Here is a 23,174-nt window from a genome sequence, read left to right as displayed (position 1 = left end):
GATGCCCGAGATCAGCGCCTTGTGCCTGCGCGCAGCGCGCGGTGCGGGGCTAGGCTGGGGCATGGCCGAGGAATGCGCCCATGCCGCGACATGGCTGGCCGCACGTAATTTCGATTGGGCAGATGCCGTTTTGTATCAACTCGAAACACCCAGTGGGCGACAGGTTACCCCCCGCGTGGGCCGATGGGGTGCCGATGCCCCCGTTTGTGCTTTGCACGTCGGCGTGGCGCTGTCAGACTTTGCGACCCTGCCAGAGGGTCCGGGCCCGGACGGTGTTTGTTTAGGCCAAGTGAGCGGGCCGTTGATGCTGGTGCCGTTTGTCGCGCGAGCCGCAAAGCTGCTTGGCTCCGCGTTAGAGATCACATTGGACGGTTCACCATGGTTGCGGGTGTCTGGCGATACTGTCCAAATCCACGTCACTGAAAAATCAACGATATGGGTGGCTGAGGTGTCAGTATTCCCTGCCCTTCCTGATCACCAACCACCTATGCAAACAGCATCACAAAGCGCGATCATCTCGGACCAACACCTGAACCGGCTAGACAGTTTAGCGTTGAAAATGACGGTGCCGTCCTCGGCGATATCGGCCAAAGGGGCCGGTGCTGACGATGATTAACCAGCGCATCTCACAGCGCGAGGTCAGCGATCAAATCGGCCTTTGAGTAATCGGCTTTGAGTTTACGCGGGCTGGTCCTCCCCCCCTCGACCACGATGAAGCTATCCCCAAGCGCATAGGCGAAATCCGCATTTTGCTCGACCAGCAGGATCGCCATCTCGCCCTTGCTGCGCAACAATCGCAAGGCGTCGCCGATTTGTTCAATCACGTTCGGCTGAATACCTTCGGTCGGTTCGTCCAGCAAAAGCACGCGGGGTTTGGTGATCAGCGCACGGGCAATTGCCAGCTGTTGTTGCTGACCGCCCGACAAATCACCGCCACGCCGCGATTGCATGTCGCGCAGGACGGGGAACAGATCAAACACCTCGTCTGGAATAAAATGTTCGGATTTCGGCAAACATGCAAATCCGGTCTCAAGGTTTTCATGCACGGTCATCATTGGGAACACTTCGCGCCCCTGCGGGACATAGGCGATGCCCGCCTGGGCCGCCTGAAACGCCGTGTTCAGTCGCACGGGTTTACCATCGATTTTGATCGTCCCGCCGGACGCGGCATGCCGCCCTGCAATCGCCTTGAGGGTACTGGTTTTGCCCACACCGTTGTTGCCCACCATCGTGGTGACCTGGCCCTGCGGTGCGGTGAATGACACCTCGTAGAGGATGCGGCTTTGGCCGTAGTGCAGGTCAAGATTTTCGACTTCAAGCATGCCCACGCCCCAAATAAACTTCGATCACAGTCGGGTTGGATGTGACATGGTCAAGGCTGCCTTCGGCCAATACCGACCCCTCGTGCAGCACCGTTACCTTGCAATTCAAACGACGCACGAATTCCATGTCATGTTCAACCACAACAACCGCGCGGGTTTGTGCGGCGCGTTTAAGGATGTCGGTGGTCTTTTCGCGTTCCTCAACCGTCATGCCGGCGGCAGGTTCATCTACCAGCAAAAGCCGCGGTTCCTGCGCCAGCAACATGCCGATTTCCAACCATTGCTTTTGCCCGTGGCTCAGCTCCCCCGCGATGCGGGTCAAACTGTCGGACAGGCCGATTTCTTCGGCAATCGCTTCAATCCGCGCGCCGTTCGCTTGGGTTTTGCGGTGCAGCAACACCGCTAGCGGCCCGCGCGGGTTTTTCAGCGCCATGGCGAGGTTCTGCCGCACGGTTTGCGCCTCGAACACTGTAGGCTTTTGAAACTTGCGCCCGATGCCCGCATTGGCAATGTCAGCTTCGGACATCCCTAACAGGGAAATATTACGTTCGCCCCAGATCACCACGCCTTCGTCCGGTTTGGTCTTGCCGGTGATGATGTCCATAAATGTGGTTTTACCCGCACCATTCGGCCCGATGATGGCGCGCAGTTCAGGTTCTGCAATCTGGATCGACAGGCTGTTGATCGCCTTGAACCCGTCAAAGGACACCGACACGCCCGATACTTCTAGCAAGGTGTTGTTCATGACGGTTTCCTTACCAGATAGTCGAACAGGCCCCCGATCCCCTTGGGGAAAAACAGCGTGACGCAGACAAATGACACGCCCAGCAGAACCAACCACCAATCGGTCCACAGGATCGTATAGAAGCCCAGATCAATGGCAGGCGCACCGCCGCCGGTGAACCAGCTGGACAGCAGCGAAACGAACGCCGCGCCAATGACCGCACCGTAAAGCCGTCCGCGCCCGCCGATGGCGACCCAGACCGCCAGATAGATCGACGCGATGGGGGCAAGCTCGGCCGGGTTAATGATGCCCGCCTGCGGATAATACAGCGCGCCTGCGATGCCTGATATCACAGCCGTCAGCGTAAAGATGAAGAGTTTGTAGCCCTCTACACGGTAGCCCAAGAAACGCACGCGCGCCTCGTTGTCGCGGATGCCTTGGACGACGCTGCCCATCTTGCCCGACACGACCCACGCGAACAAAAGATAGCCAAGCGCCAAGGCCAATGCCGAGCCAAGGAAGAACGCAATGCTGATATCGGCTTGGGAGGATCCCTCGAACCCCGGTATATTCTGCAAGCCGGACAGGCCGTTGTTGCCGCGCAGACCGCTGTCGTTTTGGAACAGCCATAGGGACAGCGCGAGGGTCATCGCTTGGGTCAGGATGGACAGGTAAACGCCCGTCACGCGGCTGCGGAATGCCAGCCAGCCGAACACCAGCGCCAACAAACCGGGCACTAGGACCACCATCAACAGTTGCAGGAACAGATTGTCGGCAAAGGCCCAGAGCCATGGAAAGTCAGAGCTGCCCACCACCCCGAATATCTGGTTGCCGATGGCATCCGAAATCTCTTGGGCCGTCGACGGGATTGCCTGATCAGCAAGACTGGCCAAAACGATGCCCTCGGTACGGGCATACATCAGCCACATGCCGATGGCATAACCGCCGATGCCAAAGAACGCAAAATGCCCCAGCGACAGGATACCGCAATAGCCCCAGACCACATCCATCGCGATGGCGATCAGACACAGGCAAAGCGTCTTGCCCAAGGTCTTGACCATCGAGGTCGAGATCAGCCCCGTGCCGAATGCTTCGGATCCGACGGTGACGGCAAGGGTGAACAGCCCCAGCAGCGCGATGAACCAAAGGACAGACGGGTTTTGTGAGATGAATGTTTTATGCATGGGTCAATCCGCCGCCGCCCGGCCTTTTTGGGCGACGATACCCTTGGGCCGGAATTGAATGAACAGGATGATGAACAACACCATATAGGTTTGCGCGGCCAGCGTGTTGGACGGGTTGAACCATTCGATGCCCTTTTGTAGGAAACCAATCAGCGACGCGCCCGCAAGCGTGCCCCAGACATTGCCAACCCCGCCCACGACCACGGTCATGAAGGATTGTACGATGTAATCGGCCCCCATTTCGGATGTCACTTTGGCGTACAGACCAATCGCCACGCCGGCAATGCCCGCAATGCCGGACCCAAGGCCAAAGGTCATCATGTTGATGCGGTCGGGGTTGATGCCCATGCTGGCCGCCATGCCGGGGTTTTGCGTCACGGCACGGACCTCAAGCCCCAGTCGGGTGCGTTTGAGAACGAACAGGATCAACGCCAGAAACATCAGGGCCATCACGAAAATAGCGATGCGGATATAGCTGATCTGGATCACGTCCGACACAACCCATGCGCCGTCCAGCCACCCGGGTGACGTGAGGGGGCGGGCTTGGGTGCCAAAGATATTCTTGGCCAGTTGCTGCAGCGCGACGGAGATACCGAACGTCGCCAGCAGCGTTTCAAGCGGGCGGTGATACAGATGGCGGATCACCAAGCGTTCCATCGCCACGCCAGCGGCGAATGTCACGGCAAAGGCAAGCGGCAGCGCGACAATGATCGACAGGGTATAATCGGGCACGAATTGCTGCACGACATAGCCGGTATAGGCCCCCATCATGATGAATTCGCCATGGGCCATGTTGATGACGCCCATCACGCCAAAGGTGATGGCAAGGCCAATCGCGGCCAGAAAATAGATCGACGCCAGCGACAGCGCATCCAGCGTCAGGTCAACTGCCTGCGCGGCACCAACGCGGGTTTCGATGCTATCCAGCGCCGCACGTGCGGCATCCGTGATCGCGGGATCGTTTTCCTCATACACTTCGTAAAACGAGTGGGCTGCGACCGCGCTGATCTGCTCGTCCAGCGTCACAAGTGGCGGCACGACCCCTTGGCCGGCCAGCACTGCATAGGCGGCCTCGCGCATGGGTTGGGTGTCAAGCTGCGCAGTGGGAATGCCGCCGACACGACCGCCCTCAATATTAGCCGCCAGCGCATCGCGAATGGCCGCTGGTGAAACTCTGGGCGGTGCCAATTTTGCCGCAACCAGCTGGTCATAGGCATCGTCTTGGCTCAGGTCACTACCCACTTTGAGAACGCGGGCAACATTGCCTGTTGGGGCGTCGGCCGACACCGCCTGCTTGACCGACAAGAGCTGGTTCAACACCGCCCGCGCCTCGATCGAGGTGTCGCGGGACAGTGAATTGATCGCCGCAATCTTATCGGCAGTATCAGGCGCAAAGCTGGCGGATAAAAAATTCGCCAACTGGATTTTGCGCGCTTTCAGCGTGGCATCGGTTTCGGGATCAATGGATTTTAACAACGGTTCCAACTGGCTGGCATTCGGCCTGCGTGCGATGGATTCAATTGCCGATTGACGGCGCGACAGATCCGGGTCCGTCAGTTGGAACTGCACCAAAGCGGTACCAATCAGGCGGCGCACCCCGCCGTTTGGTTTGATCTGTGAAAAGCCCGCTTTGGGCGCGGTGGTTTCAGCACGCGTATCAATATCGCGCAGGGTCAGATCACCGCCGTCTTCAACGGCGAAAAAGAACATGCCATCGGCGTCGCGCTGCCAGACCGTTTTGTCCTGCCAATGTTCAAGGAAATCCCCAACCTGCGGGGCACCCGACGCAACGATATCGTCCAAGACTGCCGACACGCTGCTGCGCGAGGGTTTGGCAATTTCATCAGCATGGGTTTGCAGAACCGGCTGCAGGTCTTGAGCAAGGGACATTCCCGAAAACCCGAGCCAAACAATGATCGTCAAAAATTGGCGCAGCATGGGATACCTTTAAGCAAGAAGACAGACGGGCGCAGGTTAACCCCCGCGCCCGTCATTGGCTTTTAGTAGTTGGATGTCAGCTGAACGCAGGTCTTCGTTTCAGTGTTGTACATCCCGCAGCCCAACTCTTTCCAATCAGAGGTCAGAACAGCGCTTTCGGGCAGGAAGTCTGTCCATGCGTCGCCGGGAACCGGTTCGGTTTGGCTGATGATGTCAAACTGGCCATCCGCTGTGATTTCACCGATCAGGACCGGTTTGGTCAGGTGGTGGTTTGGCAACATTTCAGCCATGCCACCGGTCAGGTTCGGGAAGGTCTGGCCGTACATCGCGGTACGTACCGCATCGACATCCGTGGTGCCGGCCTGTTCGACCGCATTCACCCACATGTTAAAGCCGATGTAATGCGCCTCCATCGGGTCATTGGTCACACGGTCTGTGCTGCCAATAAACTCTTGCCATGTTTTGATGAACTCGGCGTTGGCAGGTGTGTCGGCGGACATGAAATAGTTCCACGCGGCCAGATGACCGACAAGGTTCGTGGTATCCAGACCGGACAGCTCTTCCTCGCCGACCGAGAATGCGACGACAGGAATGTCATCCGCAGATACATCCGCAGCGGCCAGTTCTTTGTAGAAACCGATGTTTGCGTCGCCGTTGATGGTCGAGACGACACCAACCTGTTTGCCATCTTCGCCAAGTGCGACGACATCGCCCACAATCGTCGCCCAGTCAGAGTGACCAAAAGGCGTGTAGTTCACAAAGATATCTTCCTCGGCGATGCCTTTGGACATGAGGTAGGATTTCAGGATGTTGTTGGTCGTGCGCGGGTACACATAGTCAGTGCCCAACAGCGCGAATTTCTCGACGCCAAGCTCTTCGAGGTAATAGTCAACCGCCGGGATCGCCTGCTGGTTAGGCGCAGCACCGGTGTAGAAGACGTTTTTGGAGGATTCTTCGCCCTCGTATTGCACGGGGTAGAACATCAGGCCGTTCAGTTCTTCCAGTACGGGCAGCACAGATTTACGCGACACGGACGTCCATGACCCAAAGATCACGTCGACTTCGTTCACGGTCAAAAGCTCGCGGCCTTTTTCAGCAAACAACGGCCAATCGGATGCCGGATCGACAACGACCGCTTCAAGATCACAGCCCAGAACACCGCCTTTTTTGTTTTGCGCATCCACCAGCATCAGCATGGTGTCTTTCAATGTCGTCTCGGAAATTGCCATTGTACCGGACAGCGAATGCAGAACGCCGATCTTGATCGGTGCAGTACAGGCAAGGCCCATTGACGTGGTGCCCAGCAGGGCCGTCATTGCGCAAGCAGCTAGTTTCGTTGAGTATTTCATATCATATCCCCTGTTATTTGCTACGCGCTTGGGTGCGGAAAACACACTTTCGCAAGAGCCCTGAACAATATATCTAGGGGCCGCAGCAATATTGTTGTGGTCGTCGCACGGGGGGAAGTATCTGCCAGGATAGCCCTCTGTGCGTCGATGCAGCCGTTTCGGCATGACGATAAGATGGGTCTGTAATCTGCTAAGTTGCCAGTCAGAATGCGGTGCTGTTCGCCCCAGCCCGACCAGGCCGCCTATTATTTTAGCATACACAAATGTGATCGCCTCATTTTTCGCCGCTCGGTGAAGCGTTTTGCCGTATCTAGGCTGCCTGCCCCGGCAAAAGGCATTCACATCTGGGCGCGATGCATTTTTACGCAGGTTATATGGGAACAGAATCGCAAAATGCCGCGCGCTTAGGCATTAAGCGCGCGGCATTCTAATAATCGGTGTAGTAACCGGGCAAGCCGCCTAGCCGATGCCCCTAGTCATTGCGTCTGACACGCGCCGCCGTTTTGTCGGCGAAGGCCGCAAGCCGCGCACGGGCGTCAGGCTGGGTGTTTACGACGCCTGCAACCACAGCCTCGGCATAGGCGGCATCCATCGCCGACATATTCTGCATGTGACTAACAGCCGAACAGATCGCAAAGTTGGAAAGCGGCAAGTTCTGTGCCGCTTTGCGTGCCAGCTCAACCGCTGCGTCATAGCTGGACCCTTCGACGATATATTGCGCAAGCCCGACATCCATCGCCTCGGCCCCCTGATAGACACGGCCCGTTAGCATCATGTCGATCATCCGCGACTTGCCAACCAGATCGGTCACCCGGATCGTCGCCCCGCCACCGGTGAACAGCCCGCGCTGCCCCTCTGGCAATGCAAAATAGGTGGTTTCATTCATCACCCGCACATGCGCCGAACTGGCCAGTTCCAGCCCGCCGCCCACAACGGCACCTTGCAATGCGGCGATGATCGGCACGCCACCATATTCCATCTTATTGAACGCCTCGTGCCAGCGCAGACAAACATGCATGAAATCGGCTGGGCTGCGGTCTTCGTCATGGTGTTCGATCAGATCAAGGCCGGCACAAAAGTGATCCCCCGCCCCCGCCAGAACCACGGCCCGTACACCCGCGCGCGGCGCAACAGAAAAGAAATCAACCAGTTCCTCGATCGTCGCGATATCCAGCGCATTGCGCTTCTCCGCCCGGTTCAATGTGACGCCCCAAACCCCATCCCCGTGGTCTTCAACATCCAGATTGGTAAAGCGGGTGATATCAATAGAGAGAGACATGTTGTATTCCTTAGCAATTGTCGCGGCGGTCGAAACACCACCGTATTTTTCGCCACAGTATTCAGCAAAATCGACAAAGCCCAGTGCATATCTGGCCGTCTTATGCGAGCGCCGCACGGCAGGTCGCGCCAGCTCCGTTTTACCTGTCAGAATACTGTTGCGGCTTATGCCCCAGTCCAATCCTGTGTTGATATCGAAGCGCCCTGCACCGCCCCTTTCGACCCGCGCGCTCTGGGTGGATAGCACAGGGTGCCTAAATGTTTCCCGCTTCATGGAAAAACTGCTCTGGGTGCTCTTGACACTATCCGTCGTATGTAAGATTAGCTGCGACTGAGTTAAATGACGTTTGATGGTCACACCCCGACCACAACATGCAGCGGCACAACGCTATCTAGATAGCCTAATGTCACTTCATTAAGTTTAACTTAGAAGCCTTTGGTTTCATTGGCGTGCCCGGGTAGCTCAGGGGTAGAGCAGTGGATTGAAAATCCTCGTGTCGGTGGTTCGATTCCGCCCCTGGGCACCACTTATATTATTTAATACGTTGATTTTTATGGACTTTTAGCCGACATATCCAATTTTATCCACCCTAATATCCCCCCAAAGATCGATGTTGAATATCAGCTGATACTGCAATTGCGTAGCTCAGTGCAGAGCATGCTATAATTGAGTGACTTCGATTGTTTGAGCAGGCAAAGTCGAACCGCTGAAGCAGTACTCCCCTAGCCTGGCGGAAAACGGTCTAATCTACTAGTGTATGTACACGTTGAAAAGCTTCAATATCTTATTGCTCCGAAAGTAGGTTGACGTCGAGATTAGCCGTCATTTGTATCCTGCTAATTGCTGATCACCACGACCTCTAGAAGGCCCACTAAGCAACATAGCCTAGCCTGCTTCTCAAGCTATGACGTACCCTCCGCGAAATCCCTCACCGTGATGTAGAGCCTGCGCCAACTCTGAAGGAGCACACGAATGCGAAAGAGCCGCCTCACCGAGGCGCAAATCATCGGGATAGGCGCTGAGCGATACGATAGACAGGTGATAAAACACATATTGCGCTAGGACAAAACTGACAAAACCCCATGTCAGAAACGATCAAATGCGTGGAATAAGCACCCAGTGATCTGTATGGCACCGTTACTTTTCAAGCGGAGCAGCTAGGTAGAACGCCCATCATTATACGGAAATCTCAATGGTACCGGTTTTTTGGCATCTGCTGGCTTGATAAGACCATCTAGAGCGCTTTGTATTCAACATTTTCGTTCTATACTAGCAACTTAAATGCTATTTTCACAGCCAACTAAAAGCAAATAGGGAGCCTCAAAGTTTCCTAAAAGGCGGAGAAAACCTGACATTTCGAGAAAAATGCATGAGAAGTACTAACTGCGAGCGACAGGTTTTATTCTCGCCTCCGGACCTACAATAACGAGCGACCCAACATGGGCATCGGCAGTGTGCCCCCCGTAATGAAGCTGAAAACAGCTGCGTGAATTCTACAGCTGAACCCCGTCGAAATGGGGGGATTACCTGGGCCACTTGCAGTAAGGCTTAGTAATTGGATGCGACACTTACGGCGCGAGTGCTCGCGTCGCCTGATGCTCTTGACACAGAACCGTCGGTAACGCGTTGACCTTGGTGCTTCGTAGCTGCCGAAAGCCCGCTATCGACGGCAGTTGAAGAGAACTCTTGATGGCGATGACGGGGCACTTACCATGTACCCTGCCTAAAGCATTCATAACTTGATCGAAGAATGCCCGATCAAGTTCACTTCATCTCGCAAATGCTGCAAGCGGCAGAAGCTGAACTGGGCAAGAAGCGACTAAATACATTAAGCTTGGCCGGAGAAACACAACCGAACCAGCTGTTTGGAACGACATTATACTTGATACGAGAGCACAGGCCCATTCAATGCTATACCTAGGAACGTGGTTTCGTTACCAGTTGGACGGGAAAGTATGATTTGAGGGCAGCTTGGGCAGCACTGTAGTTTCTGAACCTTCCGTCGGGCTGGCGGAGCAAGGCGGGGCTTTGAAGCCCTCCGATCAGATCGATCGCATCGCGGATGGGAAGCTGCGGGCGTTTGCAGGAACGATCGACATTGATGCGGGTGTGTATCTCGATGATGTGTATGCCCAGAACAAAAGTGTCGCTGAGCATACAGCTGCCGACTATCACGGTCGATTTCTTGTCGAACTCATTCAGAATGCCAACGACGTCCATGAGCGCGGCCAGAAGAATGGACGGATTGAGGTCCTTCTGATCGAGGACGAGGGAGATTTCGGTACTTTCTACGTTGCAAATTTCGGAAAGCCTTTCAGTCACGACAATGTGGTCGCACTTTCGCGCATCGGGATGTCCACCAAACCGCCTGGGGAATCGATCGGCAACAAGGGACTCGGCTTTCGGAGCGTGAGCCATGTCTGCGATGCGCCCGAGATATATTCGCAGGTGCCGGGACTGACCACCGCTACCTCGTTTGAGGGATATTGCTTTACCTTCGCACGATCTGAGGATCTCAGGTCCCGGATCGACCATCCAACTGTCCTTGCTTTCGCACAGTCCGACCTTCCGATATTTTTCCTGCCGATCGCTCTTCATGCGCAGCCAGCGATCGTCGCTGACTTTGCTGCACGCGGCTTCTCTTCCGTTATTCGGCTTCCACTTCGGGATTATGACTCGCTGCAGACTGCGCGGGCTGAAATAACAGCATTGAACGACGAGTCCGCGCCGTTGCTCCTCTTTCTCGATCGTCTCGCCAAGCTTGACGCCAAGGTGCGAGACCGCGCTAGCAAGACCTCCTTGGCGTTCACACTCGATCGGCATGAAGAGCCGATCGCATCCGCGCCGGTTGCCGCTTCAATCGTCAGGTTGAGCGGTGCGAATTGGCTACTTGCCCGCGACAATGCACCCGAGGAGCTCATGCGGCGGGCCGTCGACGATGGCGTCAGGGCCAAGCAGCTCCATAGCAGCTGGAAGGATTGGTCGGGCGTTGGCGAGGTGTGCCTGGCAGTGCCCCTCGATCACGAGATATCATCGCCTCGTCTCTACACGTTCCTGCCAATGGGAGAGGGGGCCGCCGCACCCTTCCAAGGACATCTTCACGGCAGCTTCTTCCCGTCCTCGAACCGCAAGGCACTTGATGCTGGCGTCGCGCTGAATCGCCTGCTTCTCACCCAGGCCGTTACACTCGCCGCCGCGAGCGTGCTCTGGCTGGCCGGAAGCGATGTTAGCCGCGCCCATTCCGCCCTCACAACGGTCGCTCGGGCGAGGGCATCTGTTGATCTCTTGGTCTGGCGCAGCCCACCCAGCCTGACCGCAGCGAAGAGCGCAAGTGAGCAACTGAATTTGCCCGCGCTCTCGGCCGCTGAAATCTCACGCCTCGGTAAGCAAGAGTTCGGATCCGCCCGGGTTATCCCATGCGCGGTTACGGTGGGCGGTTTCATCGCGATCGGTTGGCGCTCCCCTCGGGAGGTGCGCGCTTCCTTCGAAGCATCGCCGACCTTCGATCTTTTGGCCGTCGCGAGACACGGCGCGAATATGTCCTCGCCAATTGCGCCGCTCCTGCCCGAGCTCACGGCTGAGCGGATCGGTCGGTTAACACCTTTCCTTCGGCAATACGCGCCAGACTTGTTCCACGACCTTCTCACGCCACTCGAGCGCGCGCTGATTGCCGCAGAGGTCGCCGGTACCCTGCGCGCGGGTAAGCGGCCCGCGACGAGCCTCTGGACCGCCTTCTACCGGGATCTTCCCTCCTTTATGTGGGAGGGGCCGGAGATGCTCGCCGGCTTGCCTGTCATCCTATGCGATGATGGAACGGTCCGTGCCGGTCGCCACGACCTCCAGACCGACGGTCAGCTTCCGCGCGACCGCCGCCGGCACCGCAAGGGCGAGCAAATCGAACCCTCTCTCTTCTTTCCGCCCGCACCCCGGTCGTCTGGCGAGGATGCGGAGATCCCGCTCGATCAGCTCCACGTGCCAGCGCCATTGGCGGAACACTTCGCTTTTGCATCGAACAAGCTCCCTTGGCACGGCGAACTGCGGGCCGCGCGCGAATTCCTCCAGCGCGGTCAAGTCTCGGCGTATGAGGGTGAAGCAGTCCTCAGCCGCATCTCTCATGTGGTTAACGCGGCTGCCTCGGTCAAGGAGGCCCTGGCAGGTCTACGCTGGGCATTTGCGATCTGGCGGCGCGCCCGGGCGACCAGGCCAATCAAGGTTGGTTCCTCCTATCGGCTGCGTGTGCCCACAGAGGATGGGATGATCCATGCGACAGAGGCTGTCTTCTCGGAAACCTGGCCAGAAGAGTTCCTAGGCAGGCGGCTGAATGCGCTCCTCAGCTCCGCGCCACCCGACGTCGCCGACTTTGCTCTGTATCGAAAGCGTCTCCTCGCGCCGACGAGCCATCGTGCCTTCAAGGGCCAGGTGGCGCTTTGGTCGGAGTTTTTGCGCGGATTGGGCGTCGGAAGCGGTCTACGTGCGCTTCCCATGCCCTCGGTGCCCCCGACCCGGTCCTTCGAGATAACAAGCTTCGGGTTCGCCAAGAAGCTATGCCTAAGCGACGCGGCCATCGCTGACTGGAAGCGGGACGTCAGCACCTTCAGCAAGGAAAGCCTGAGCCACGTTTATTCCACGAACTACAAGTTTGCGAGCCCCCTTTGGCACTTGCCAGGTCAGAGCGATCACGAGCGCCTCTCAGACGATTGCCGTGAGATTTACGCCGGTCTGGTGATCGAATGGCTGGCAAGCAACGGAAAGGAATTACTCCAAAGTGATCTCCGTCACGAGCACTATTCTAACGACCAGTATCCATGGTCTACCCCGGCGGGGGCCTTCATCCGCAGCAGCGCATGGCTGCCCGCGGACGAGCCATCGTCTGAGGGGCCTGTTCGCCGCTTCTACCGCCCATCGGATGTTTGGGTTTCCAGTAACGAACGGTTTCCCTTCTACCTTCGGCAAGTGGCGATCACGATCGGCAAACTCATCGACCACCGACAGCCGGACGCTCTCAATATGTTACGCGTTTACGGGCACATTCGTGTCCTTAATGATCCCGCGACAACCATCGAACAAGCCCGTTTCCTTGCGTCTCAATATGCCGCCGGAACGGTTCGTCCGCACTATGAGCAGCAGCTCGTCAACCTCTACAACGCGACCTGGAAGGTCATAGCGGATAGGCACGCTACGGATCCGCAAGTGACCGGCAAGGCGGAGAACGATATGCCGATTCTAGTTCGGCGGCGCGCCGATCTTACGGTCACGATCCCTAACAAGGAGGCTGCACCGCTCTACGTTCGTGATAGCGACGACGACCTTGCGCCTAGCCTCGTCGCGTCGGTCGAAGGCCTCCTATTCGACATCAAGGGCGCTGATCGCGCCAGGGTGGGTGCGGTAGCGGAAGCCCTGTTCGGCGAGAAAGTGAGCCGCTTGTCGACGATGCGCTACGATGTAAAGATCGACGACGTAGCGATCGACGACATCGAGACCTGCGAAACAGTGCTGGAGCAATGCCCGTGGCTTCGCGTGATGCTAGCGGTGGCGATGGAGGGGCTGCGGGGCACTGACGCCGGCCAGCTTCCTTCAGATCGCGGCCTCGTTCTCGAGCGCCTCAGCAATATTGTCCTTGTGCCTGCGGAAGACGTTGCTTTTGAAATCGATGGACAGCGGATCACTGACCCCGGTGAGCGGCCAGCCTATGTGTTTCGACGTTCGGACCGAACGACTCTTGTAGTTACCCGGGTCGGTGGTCCACTCACTTGGGATGGCCTGCAATTTTGCCTCCCGGCGATCTGCGATGCGATAGATCTCTCTCCGGTCGCCAATGGTATGCGTCTTCTGGCTTATGAGCTGTCCGCTACCTTTGAAGAGATCGACGAGCTTGTCCTCGATGAGGACGTGATTGCTCGCCTCTGTCGCACCTTTCAGCTCGAAGAAGGCTCCGTGGCGACGGTCCAACATCTCCTCGGCGAGCGCATCGACCATCGAATGCCTTGGATCCGCGCCGCAATCCACTATGGATTGGGGCCAGAAGCTATATACGACTGCGATCGGCTTGAGGCCGAGTACGGCGCAGACCCCGCGCGTTTGCTTGCTGAGCTAATGCCCCTGATCGCCGCCGCCTCGACTGATGCCGGCGCATTGCTCAAGGGATGTCGACAGGCTCAATCCGCCGAGCAGTTTCGTGACCTTCTCGAACTCGATTTCGCGCGATTCAACGAAAGCCTGGCGGCGACAGGAAGCGACGCTCTCACATATCCCGCGGTCCACGCCTCTCAGCTTCTAAACTACATCGTCGAGCATGAGGCATCCATCTTGGAGGCGCTTCGCAATGCGGCCGCGCCTACCCTCGAAGCTTTCATTCCCACTACTGACTACGCGCAGCGTCGCGACGGCCTGAGATCGATGAAGGCGGAGCAGGCCTGGCTTACGCTTTACCATTTCGTGCCGGAAGACGAGCTGAAGGAGCACGTCGCACAATGGCTGGACGGCGCGGGGGCACCTGCGATCGGCGAGAACCCACACGGGCTTCTTAATCTTGCCGATGTTCGATCTGCCAACCTTTCAGCAATCGGTCACTTCGCCACGGCGGCGACTCCCATCGTTCGGGCGTGGTGGAAGGGGCCGACCTCGAGCATCCGCGACCATTGGCGCGAGGCCAAAGCGGCCGAGCAGCATATTCGTTCCAAGCTCGACGCGACGGGAGCTGTCGATTTCAAGCCCATGGATGAAGCCGTTCTGATTGCTTGGTGCGTCGAACTCGGCCTCTGGCCCGACGGCATGGACCCTACGCTCGATCACGACACGTTGGACATCGGCACAGACGCGATCAACGCGGCCGCGAAAGAAGCCCAACGCGAGGCGGAGGAACGCGCGGCAAAGGCGCGTTCTGTTCGCGTGAACGACCGCGATGTCGATCCCGAGCATGCTGACTGGACCGAAATCTCAGCCGAAATCGCCGCTCGCCTTTCTAAGCAGGTCAAGTCGGCGCGGCTCACCACGCTGACCGAGCTGAATCAGCTCGAAAAGCGACCCAACAAGGCACTGACTAACCGTAGTCCGCGCGATGTCCCGCCTGGGCCAGATCGCACCCCACAAGCCAAGAAGGATATGATCGGTCGATTGGGGGAACTCGTAGTCTATCACTGGCTAAAGGACCGCTTCCGCAACCAAGACATCGACAAGGCATGGGTATCGCGCTTCGGCGCACTGCAGAACGGCAAGGCTTGGTCCGATGACCTAGGTTACGATTTCGAGTTGCATTATGATCGGCGGGCCTGGCTAATCGAGGTCAAATCCAGCCAAGGCGATAGGTGCCAGTTCGAGATGGGGGAGTCCGAGGTTCGCGCCGCGCGGGAGGCAGCCAAGCCTCGCTCCGGTCAGCGTTATGTCGTGATCTACGTAGCCAACCCGGCAACTTCGAGCGCAACACGGGTCGACATTTTGCCGAACCCTATGAGCGATGAAGCAGATGGCACCCTTCGCCTGCTCGGCGAAGGGGTACGCTTCGGGTTCAAGCCTGTTGGTGGTCACTGAGACTGACCCGGCATCTGCAGAAATTGTCATCGAGAATTGCCCCATGTGCAACCTTGCTCCTACTTGACTCAGCTGGGGCCACAGGAGTGTTAGACATGGGGTTTTCGAGGATAATTCGGAAATGGGCGCTGCGAGAAAAAATACCCATTCGCGAGATTACACGCCGTACAGGTGTGCCTCATAATACGATCAACAGGTATTGGACCTGTCGCGTTCGAACGGAAGTTGGCTTAAAGTAGCACTTGGGACGGCATGAAAGCGCGACAGGGCCAGTCCAAGGTTGGAGAGCAGTGCACCAATTGTCCACGAGTGGGGGCAACTGTGCAACCCAAAGGGCTCTGCCCCGAGTGGATGTTAGCTGAATAGTAGGTCCGCTAGTACGATTAGACTTGCCCCCCCACGCCTTTGAACTTCTCAACGAACGATGAAACCTTATGAAGGACAGTAGTCTTCTTGGCACGAAACTGCGGGTTCAGTGGGCTCATTTTTGGTAAAATGGCATTCAGGTCAGAGCCATTCTCACTCGCGAATTCACGTCTGATAGACGCTAAAATATAGCGTTTTGCCGCCTCTGAGTTCAAGTTTTCCGCATTGATAAGCTCTTCAAGTTCTCGGCGCTGCTCCGCTTGGGCAAAGGAATAAAACGCGTCGATCACACTTGCCTTGTCATCAATCTGATCGAGGTCGGTTTGATTGATAAAATCGACCATTAGGCTCTCTTTCGCGCGATTCCCGAGACTGCTGCGAATGACACGGCGAGCATCTTCAATAAGATCTCCCTTGCTCTTCACCTTCTTGTTCTTGTCGAAGATCAGCTCGAGGATGTAATCGAGGTTGATCTCTTGCGATTTGAGAAGGTCGACCTCGAAAACGACGTCATCCCACTCGATAGTGTTCTGTTCTTGCTCAGCCGACGACTTTTCTCGACGTAACCAATCGCGAATATCATTGTACGACGATCGATAATTTTGAACCACTCTCTCTGAGGGTAGGTCTATTGCCTCCAAGTCACGAAGGTCATCATCGTTCAAGTAGTGCTTTTGCTTGAACTCTTCGACGGCATCAGCGTCTTTTAGGTCTAGGCCCTGATAGGCCTTCAATGCTGAGAATTCATCGTAGTTTCGAAGCACATTTTCGACTCTCAGATACTCACCAAAGAGCTTTGCAAACTCCTTCTTGTCTTCTTCTTTGACGATCTCGTCCGGATTGGGAAAGCGTTCGGTTAACTCCTTCACAACATCAATGAACCCGCGTCGCGCCGCACCGGTTTCCTGATCAACGAAACCATTCATGTACTCGTCGTAGCTCTTTTCCAGCACGACGTTCTTTGTGTTCTTGTCACCGAACAACGTGATCGCATCAACTGTCGCTTGCTCAAGGTCCCTGAACGCTACGATATTGCCGAATGTCTTCGTTGCATCGTAGATCCGGTTGGTCCTGGAGAACGCCTGCATCAAGCCATGGTAGCGGAGGTTTTTGTCAACAAACAAGGTATTGAGCGTCGGAGCATCAAAGCCGGTAAGGAACATGCCGACGACAATTAGCAGGTCGATATCCTTCGAGCGAACCCGGCTGGCAAGGTCGCGGTAGTAGTTCTGAAAACCACTGCTATCGACACTGTAATTCGTCTTGAAAAAAGCATTATAGTCTTCGACAGCGGCGCTCAGAAACTCTTTGGCGCTGCTATTCATCGCTGACACATCGAAGCTCTCGTCCTGGATGTCCCCGATCGCATCTTGCTCTTCGTTAGCTGCAAACGAGAAGATCGTCGCGATCTTCAGCGGCTTTTCACTGTCTGCTTGCAGAGCGTTTAAGGTTTCGTAGTAGAGCTTTGCGGCGTCTACACTATTGACAGCGAACATTGCATTGAACCCACTGCTGCCTGCTTGCATTCGGTGAGTTTTTTGACGGAAGTTGTTCAGTATATACTGCGAAACCTCCCGAATACGTTCTGGATGCAGAAGCGCTTGCTTGTTTTCAGCAGCGCTGAGCTTTTTTTCATCTTGCTCTGTTTCGATGGCTTTGAACCGGGGACGCACATCGTTGTAGTCGATCTTGAACTTTAGCACTTTTTCGTCGCGTATGGCGTCAGTGATCACATAGGAATGCAACTGATCTCCAAACACGCTGGCAGTCGTTTCAGCCCCTAGTCCATTCTCAGGAAAGATTGGCGTTCCTGTGAAGCCAAACTGGTAAAATCGTTTGAATTTCTTCTTCAGATTCTTCTGCGCCTCGCCAAACTGGCTGCGATGACATTCGTCGAAAATAAAAACCACCTGCTGATCATACACCGGCAGATCACCTTCTGATTTCATCAGGTTGTTCAGCTTCTGGATCGTGGTGACGATAATTTTGTCGTCGTCTTTACCCAAGTTGCGTTTCAACCCTGCCGTACTGTCCGAACCGTTGACACTGTCAGGAGAAAACCTCTGGTATTCTTTCATGGTCTGGTAGTCGAGATCCTTACGATCCACGACGAAGAAGACTTTGTCGATAAAATCAAGCTCAGTCGCTAACCGCGCAGCCTTGAAGCTTGTCAGCGTTTTGCCAGACCCAGTCGTGTGCCAGATGAAGCCACCACTCTCTGGCTTTCTCCAGTTTTTAGCCTCAAATGAACTTTTGATCTTCCACAGAATGCGTTCTGTCGCAGCAATCTGGTAGGGGCGCATGACCAGCAACGTGTCACTGACATCGAAAACCGAATACTGCAAAAGGACGTTCAACAGCGTGCGCTTCTGAAGGAAGGTCGCGGTGAAGTCCTTCAGATCTTTGATCAAGCTGTTGTCGGACTTCGCCCAGTTCATGGTGAAATCGAAGCTGTTCTTATTGCGCCTGGTTGTATTGGCAAAATACCGGGTGTCGGTGCCGTTCGAAATCACGAAGAGCTGCAGGAACTTGAACAGGGAATTCTCACTGTTGAAGCTCTCTTTGCTATACCGGTGGATTTGATTGAACGCCTCCTGGATAGCCACGCCGCGCCTTTTCAGCTCGATTTGCACCAAGGGCAAACCATTGACCAAGATCGTCACGTCATAGCGATTGGAATAGGCACCAACTTTCTCGAACTGCTTGATCACCTGCAGTTTGTTACGCGCCTTATTCTTTTTGTCGACGAGGTAGATGTTCTGGATGCGCCCGTCGTCAAAGACGAAATCATGGATGTAGTCGTCGTGGATCTTGCGAGTTTTGTCGACGAGGTTGTCACTGGGTTTGTCTAGGAAGGTCTCGGCAAAACGCTTCCATTCTTCATTCGAAAACTTGACGTTGTTCAGTTCTTCTAATTGCACCCGAACGTTGGCGAGCATGGCCTCTTGGGTCGTGAGTGCAGGCATAAATTCATAGCCCTGATTGACCAGGTCCTGAACCAACTCACGTTCCAGATCATCTTCGCTCTGGTACCGATCGATGGCGTCCCACTCTTTGGTGTACTTGTCGAGGACGATGTAATTCTTCGTTTCCGCGATGGTTTTCGTTTGCTCAACCATTTTGTTCGTCCTGCTGCAAGAAGCCGTAGTTGTTTACCAAATTGTCCAACAAGAGCTTCACCGTGTTCTTCTCTGGCGGCGTTGGGTCGCGCACCTGCTCATTTGAAAGCGCTGAATGGCTAAACGTGTTTATGGCGCGCACATATGCGTCTTTGTTGCCTGGAGCGGTATCCAGTAGATCGCTCCACCTCGCGTAGCCCAAAAATCCAGCCGTTTTCTCATAGAGGTTGCGCAACAAAGTGAAATGATAGCGTTCGACCTTATCCTCTGCGATTGCCCCCTCCAAAATTCGCCGCAAGTGCAAATGGTAAGAAAAGCTCTGATTTGAGTCCCCGTATTTACGATTCAGGTTGAACGTGCCGTCTTCGAGCCGTTCGAGAAGGTAACAACCTTCGTTCGCGGGCTTCTTCTTTAGATCGAGCTCATTATGCAGCACATTGTAGAAGAGCGGACTGTGAGTAGTGATGACGAATTTCAGTTGGTGCGCGACTTTGATCGCGGCCTTGATCAGGATCGCCAAGTTTACAGCCAATTCGATCAAATGGTTCTCATCGAGCGAGCTAACCGGATCATCCACAAACACATATTGCAGTCCGTTGAATTGATCCGTTGGTCGATCGTCGACCTCCGCAATGCTCAGAACTGATACCACTTCTTCAAGCAGCGTGAAGAAGATGCTCCAGATGAAATTGCTCTCTTCACCCTTGGAGATCTTGAAGTTGCCGGTTTCTTCATCACCACCAGCTTCAACCGAGAATGTGACTTCAGAGAAGGCCTTAATCACGATCTCTTTGTCTTGACCAAGCTCGTCCTTGGTTTGAACGGTATATTCCTGATTGAACGTTGGCGTCAGCTTGTCATTGGCGTATCGCTGAAAGTTCCTGGTGATATTTGGCTCTTGCCCTTGCTCGGCCAAGATCCATTCAGTGAACGTATTCGGCTGGATCACCAATTTGGCATCGCCGTCACCCTGCAGGTCATTGTTCCAATAAAACAGGTCCTCGGTGAAGGCGTTGTAGTACAGAATTTTTTCGCGCGAGAGCTCGCCTTCCTGACCGTCTTCAGCCTTGGGAGCAATCAGGTCCTTCAAGGCACGGGATAACCTGGTTTTCCCGGTGCCATTGAAGGCGTAGATCAACTGCACCTTCTTATCGGCTGCATGCAGCTGTTGTGCGATCTCTTCGAGGGTCTGGCTCATTTACGCGGCCTCCTCGGGTTTGGGGAAGCTCAAGAGCAGGTCGCGGTAGTATTCGTATTGCTGCTGACGCAACTTGATTTCACGCGGCAGGCCCTCGCTGAGGGATGTGGTCAGCGTGTCGAACTTGTCGAGGATGGCCACAATACGGTCCTGCTCTTTCATACTCGGCACGGGCACATCATAGAGCTCGACTTCTTTAACCCTAACGTGCGGAACGCCAGCACCCTTCTTCATTGCATGGATTTGGTCCTGCTTGTTTTGAAGCAGGTAGTAGACGAACCTTGGCTTCAGAACTCCGTCATGAGGATGAACGCTGAAGGCATCAGTCAGGAATATTGGTTCGTTCCAGTAGCTGACGTAGCCAGCGTATGCGCCCGATCTCGCGATTACCACAGTTTCGCCTTCTCGGTTATGCTCTCCGTGAGTGTAGGTTGGGACAGGTCCGTTTGCTACGACAGGAATATCGCCTTCGATCGTTTGCTTCTTCGTAATCGCAGTGCCTCTGCGAAAGTCAGCAACTTCGACCAATGTCTTCCATTCCACATCACTATCTTCAAAACTCAAAAGCTGATCGCGATAGTGGTTGTATTGTTGCTTGCGGACCTTAAGTTCGGCTGTCAGCTCGGCTGTCAGCTCGGCTGTCAGCTCGGTGAAACTGTCCAAAATCCGAACAATCTCCGCTTGAATCGCCAGCGATTTTTCTGGGTCTTCTGGGCATGGGATCGGTGCTGGAATTTGAACCAACTGCCCCTTGGTCAATTTTGCCCTTCCGCCGCCAGTTAAGAACGGCACAAAGTTGACGATGCAAAGGTAGTGGAAAAGATACCTTGTGTTGACGTTCTGCTGGCCCCGCAACACATGAACGTGGTTGTTGGCCCAGAACTTTCCTGTTGCGTACTGGATCGAATAGTTTTCAAGGCTTGCCGAACCATCTTCCGCAATCAGCACATATTCACCTTCGTGCGTGTGCCCGTCCACATAGTCCTGGATATTGTTTGCCCCGTAGTAAGGGGTTTGGCCAGCCACCCTAAGTGACGCCTTGACCGGACTACGACCTCTGTTCGCGACCTCAAATAAATCTTCGTCACCCAGCAACTTCCATTCTACCGAAACTCCATCCAGCAGCTTTTCCAGAAAGCCCCGATCGCTCATGCCTCGATCTCCGCGACGATGGCGTCGATGTCTGCGCGCAGCTGATCGATCTTGGCGACAGTGGTCACCAGCTTCGCGTTCAACTCCTTGATATTGACAACTTCGCGGGTGTCCTTGGGTTCAACATAGGCACTGACCGACAGGTTGTAGTCTTTCTCGACAATCGTGTCATAGGGGACGGTTTCGGCCACATGAGGCACGTTCTCTTTGGTGTCGAACATCTTCATGATCTCGGCAATGTGCCGGTCTTCCATGAAGTTGTTGTTCGTGCCTTTACGGAAGAACTCCTCCCCCGTCGCATCGATAAACTGAACAGCCGTGTCCGTCTTGTTCTTGGCCAGCACCAGGATGTTCACCGCAATGGTCGTGCCGAAGAACAGGTTCGGTGCGAGGGCAATCACCGTTTCAACGAAGTTGTTGTCGACCAGATACTTGCGGATCTTCTGCTCTGCCCCGCCACGGTAAAAGATACCCGGGAAGCACACGATCGCGGCCCGCCCCTTGGCCGACAGGTAGTGCAGCGCATGAAGGACAAAGGCAAAGTCAGCCTTCGACTTCGGGGCAAGCACACCTGCGGGGGCGAAACGCTCATCATTGATCAGGGTTGGATCGTCCGAACCCTTCCAGTTTACCGAATAAGGCGGGTTCGACACGATGGCATCAAAAGGCTTGTCATCGCCAAAGTGCGGCTCCATCAACGTGTTGCCGTGCTGAATGTTGAACTTGTCGTAGTTGATGTTGTGCAGAAACATGTTCATGCGGGCGAGGTTGTAGGTGGTGTAGTTGATCTCCTGCCCGAAGAAGCCGTCTTCGATGATGTGTTTGTCGAACTCATCCTTGGCCTGCAAAAGCAGCGACCCAGACCCCGCCGCCGGATCATAGATCTTGTTGACGCTTGTTTGGTTGTGCATCGCCAGTTTGGCGATGAGTTTGGACACGTGGGTCGGTGTGAAAAACTCGCCGCCTGACTTGCCCGCGTTGGCGGCGTAGTTTGAAATCAGGAACTCATAGGCATCACCGAAGAGGTCGCCCTCGTTCTCGTCGAATTTCAACGGCAGGCCTGCGACGCCTTTGAGGACTTCCGTCAGACGCTCGTTCTTTTGCTTAACCGTGTTGCCAAGGCGGTTGCTGGTGGTATCGAAGTCGGCGAAGAGGCCAATGATGTCGTCTTCGGACGGGTAGCCACTCGCTGAAGCCTCGATCGCCGAGAAGACTTCTGCCAAGTCGGTGTTCAGGCTGTCGTTTTTGCTCGCGGTCTTGGCCACATTTTGAAAGAGCTGACTGGGATAGATGAAGTATCCCTTGGTCTTGATCGCATCGACTTTGACGTCATCGGGGATGTCAACGTCTGACATGCCAGCATAATCGACACTGTCGTCACCACCTTCGATGTAGTTTGTGAAGTTCTCACTGATAAAGCGATAGAACAACGCGCCTAGGACGAACTGCTTGAAGTCCCAGCCGTCAACCGCACCCCGCACGCGGTTTGCAATTTGCCAGATTTCGCGGCGCAATGCCTCTGCCTGTTGTTGTCCCGTCATTTTTGCTCCCCTTCTTGTTTTTGTTCCTGCTCGGCAATCCAGCGGTCGATCTCGCTTTTACGAAACCGCCATGCGCTTCCCACCTTGAACCCGGGAACCTTGCCCTCCGATGCAAACCGATATGCTGTCTTTTCCGCAATTTTTAGGTATTCAGCGAGCTCTTTTACCGTCAAAATATCATTGTTGGGCATTTCGAATGTCCTTTCTAGGGCATCTCGATTGAACCTAGTAGAAGCGAGATGAGCCTGCAAGGATCGTGTCTCGCTGATCCGCCTGGAGACTTTTCCAAGAGTAAACTAACGACGATGGGCTGGAGTAGTTCTCCTGCCCGGGCATTGTCAAAGACATGGAGCAATACCCGCATTTAATACATGGCCCTGACGCCTTTCCGAAAGCGATGCATATCCGGTTTCCACCTCTGCGCGAGAAAACGTGATGCGGAGGCGTATGTAATGCTTTCTCCCATTCCAAAGAA

General features: G+C 55.2%; 13 protein-coding genes and 1 tRNA gene. 3 read left to right on the top strand and 11 right to left on the bottom strand.

Annotation, left to right across the window (positions count from 1 at the left end; translation table 11 throughout):
- The first annotated feature begins 1 nt into the window (after position 1).
- Positions 2 to 616 (top strand): DUF3726 domain-containing protein, encoded by a 615-nt coding sequence (locus WNY39_RS12925; protein ID WP_342846019.1) that lies wholly within the window; start codon positions 2 to 4, stop codon positions 614 to 616.
- A 10-nt stretch (positions 617 to 626) separates the two neighbouring features.
- Here the strand turns inward: WNY39_RS12925 and urtE are convergent, their stop codons facing one another.
- The 6 genes from urtE to WNY39_RS12895 form a co-directional block, all read right to left on the bottom strand.
- Positions 627 to 1,322 carry an urea ABC transporter ATP-binding subunit UrtE gene (gene urtE, locus WNY39_RS12920; RefSeq protein ID WP_342846017.1) on the bottom strand — a complete coding sequence of 232 codons (696 nt, stop codon included), beginning with the start codon at positions 1,320 to 1,322 and terminating at the stop codon, positions 627 to 629.
- A complete protein-coding gene (gene urtD, locus WNY39_RS12915) occupies positions 1,315 to 2,067 on the bottom strand; it encodes an urea ABC transporter ATP-binding protein UrtD (RefSeq protein WP_342846015.1) in 753 nt (250 codons plus the stop codon). The genes urtE and urtD overlap by 8 nt, the downstream gene beginning before the upstream one ends.
- Positions 2,064 to 3,230, bottom strand: a complete 1,167-nt coding sequence (gene urtC / locus WNY39_RS12910) for an urea ABC transporter permease subunit UrtC (RefSeq protein ID WP_342846013.1) — start codon at positions 3,228 to 3,230, stop codon at positions 2,064 to 2,066. The genes urtD and urtC overlap by 4 nt, the downstream gene beginning before the upstream one ends.
- Before the next feature lie 3 nt (positions 3,231 to 3,233).
- Positions 3,234 to 5,168, bottom strand: a complete 1,935-nt coding sequence (gene urtB / locus WNY39_RS12905) for an urea ABC transporter permease subunit UrtB (RefSeq protein WP_342846012.1) — start codon at positions 5,166 to 5,168, stop codon at positions 3,234 to 3,236.
- Positions 5,169 to 5,230: 62 nt separating this feature from the next.
- A complete protein-coding gene (urtA, locus tag WNY39_RS12900) occupies positions 5,231 to 6,517 on the bottom strand; it encodes an urea ABC transporter substrate-binding protein (RefSeq protein ID WP_342846009.1) in 1,287 nt (428 codons plus the stop codon).
- 472 nt (positions 6,518 to 6,989) lie between these two features.
- Positions 6,990 to 7,796, bottom strand: a complete 807-nt coding sequence (locus WNY39_RS12895; RefSeq protein ID WP_342846223.1) for a crotonase/enoyl-CoA hydratase family protein — start codon at positions 7,794 to 7,796, stop codon at positions 6,990 to 6,992.
- A gap of 451 nt (positions 7,797 to 8,247) precedes the next feature.
- Between WNY39_RS12895 and WNY39_RS12890 the strand changes: the two genes are divergently transcribed.
- Positions 8,248 to 8,322, top strand: a tRNA-Phe gene (locus WNY39_RS12890).
- A 1,502-nt stretch (positions 8,323 to 9,824) separates the two neighbouring features.
- On the top strand, positions 9,825 to 15,323 hold the full coding sequence (locus WNY39_RS12885; RefSeq protein WP_342846007.1) for a DUF3883 domain-containing protein: 5,499 nt from the start codon (positions 9,825 to 9,827) through the stop codon (positions 15,321 to 15,323).
- Positions 15,324 to 15,706: 383 nt separating this feature from the next.
- On the opposite strand, the gene WNY39_RS12880 is transcribed toward WNY39_RS12885, so the two are convergent.
- The 5 genes from WNY39_RS12880 to WNY39_RS12860 are packed head-to-tail and all read right to left on the bottom strand — an operon-like array spanning position 15,707 to position 22,890.
- Entirely contained in the window at positions 15,707 to 18,808 is a 3,102-nt protein-coding gene (locus WNY39_RS12880) for a type I restriction endonuclease subunit R (protein WP_342846005.1), read from the bottom strand.
- Entirely contained in the window at positions 18,801 to 20,006 is a 1,206-nt protein-coding gene (locus WNY39_RS12875; protein WP_342846003.1) for an AAA family ATPase, read from the bottom strand. Before WNY39_RS12875 ends, WNY39_RS12880 begins: the two co-directional genes overlap by 8 nt.
- Positions 20,007 to 21,158: a restriction endonuclease subunit S gene (locus WNY39_RS12870; RefSeq protein WP_342846001.1), complete on the bottom strand. Its 1,152-nt coding sequence runs from the start codon at positions 21,156 to 21,158 to the stop codon at positions 20,007 to 20,009.
- Positions 21,155 to 22,672, bottom strand: coding sequence for a type I restriction-modification system subunit M (locus WNY39_RS12865; RefSeq protein WP_342846000.1), 1,518 nt, complete (start codon positions 22,670 to 22,672; stop codon positions 21,155 to 21,157). Before WNY39_RS12865 ends, WNY39_RS12870 begins: the two co-directional genes overlap by 4 nt.
- Positions 22,673 to 22,695: 23 nt before the next feature.
- Positions 22,696 to 22,890, bottom strand: coding sequence for a helix-turn-helix domain-containing protein (locus WNY39_RS12860; RefSeq protein WP_342845998.1), 195 nt, complete (start codon positions 22,888 to 22,890; stop codon positions 22,696 to 22,698).
- Between the last annotated feature and the right edge of the window lie 284 nt (positions 22,891 to 23,174).

It is taken from the genome of Sulfitobacter sp. AS59, assembly GCF_038899995.1.
Classification (GTDB): Bacteria; Pseudomonadota; Alphaproteobacteria; order Rhodobacterales; family Rhodobacteraceae; genus Sulfitobacter.
The sequence above is the reverse complement of the archived record's forward strand: the minus strand, read 5'-3'. Positions and strand labels throughout refer to the sequence as shown.

What these genes read in the sequence shown, in the direction of transcription:
- urtE (WP_342846017.1), bottom strand. Translation starts at nt 1,322, where the DNA reads ATGCTTGAAGTCGAAAATCTTGACCTGCACTACGGCCAAAGCCGCATC.
- WNY39_RS12870 (WP_342846001.1), bottom strand. Translation starts at nt 21,158, where the DNA reads ATGAGCGATCGGGGCTTTCTGGAAAAGCTGCTGGATGGAGTTTCGGTA.
- WNY39_RS12875 (WP_342846003.1), bottom strand. Translation starts at nt 20,006, where the DNA reads ATGAGCCAGACCCTCGAAGAGATCGCACAACAGCTGCATGCAGCCGAT.
- urtA (WP_342846009.1), bottom strand. Translation starts at nt 6,517, where the DNA reads ATGAAATACTCAACGAAACTAGCTGCTTGCGCAATGACGGCCCTGCTG.
- WNY39_RS12925 (WP_342846019.1), top strand. Translation starts at nt 2, where the DNA reads ATGCCCGAGATCAGCGCCTTGTGCCTGCGCGCAGCGCGCGGTGCGGGG.
- urtD (WP_342846015.1), bottom strand. Translation starts at nt 2,067, where the DNA reads ATGAACAACACCTTGCTAGAAGTATCGGGCGTGTCGGTGTCCTTTGAC.
- WNY39_RS12880 (WP_342846005.1), bottom strand. Translation starts at nt 18,808, where the DNA reads ATGGTTGAGCAAACGAAAACCATCGCGGAAACGAAGAATTACATCGTC.
- WNY39_RS12860 (WP_342845998.1), bottom strand. Translation starts at nt 22,890, where the DNA reads ATGCCCAACAATGATATTTTGACGGTAAAAGAGCTCGCTGAATACCTA.
- urtC (WP_342846013.1), bottom strand. Translation starts at nt 3,230, where the DNA reads ATGCATAAAACATTCATCTCACAAAACCCGTCTGTCCTTTGGTTCATC.
- urtB (WP_342846012.1), bottom strand. Translation starts at nt 5,168, where the DNA reads ATGCTGCGCCAATTTTTGACGATCATTGTTTGGCTCGGGTTTTCGGGA.
- WNY39_RS12895 (WP_342846223.1), bottom strand. Translation starts at nt 7,796, where the DNA reads ATGTCTCTCTCTATTGATATCACCCGCTTTACCAATCTGGATGTTGAA.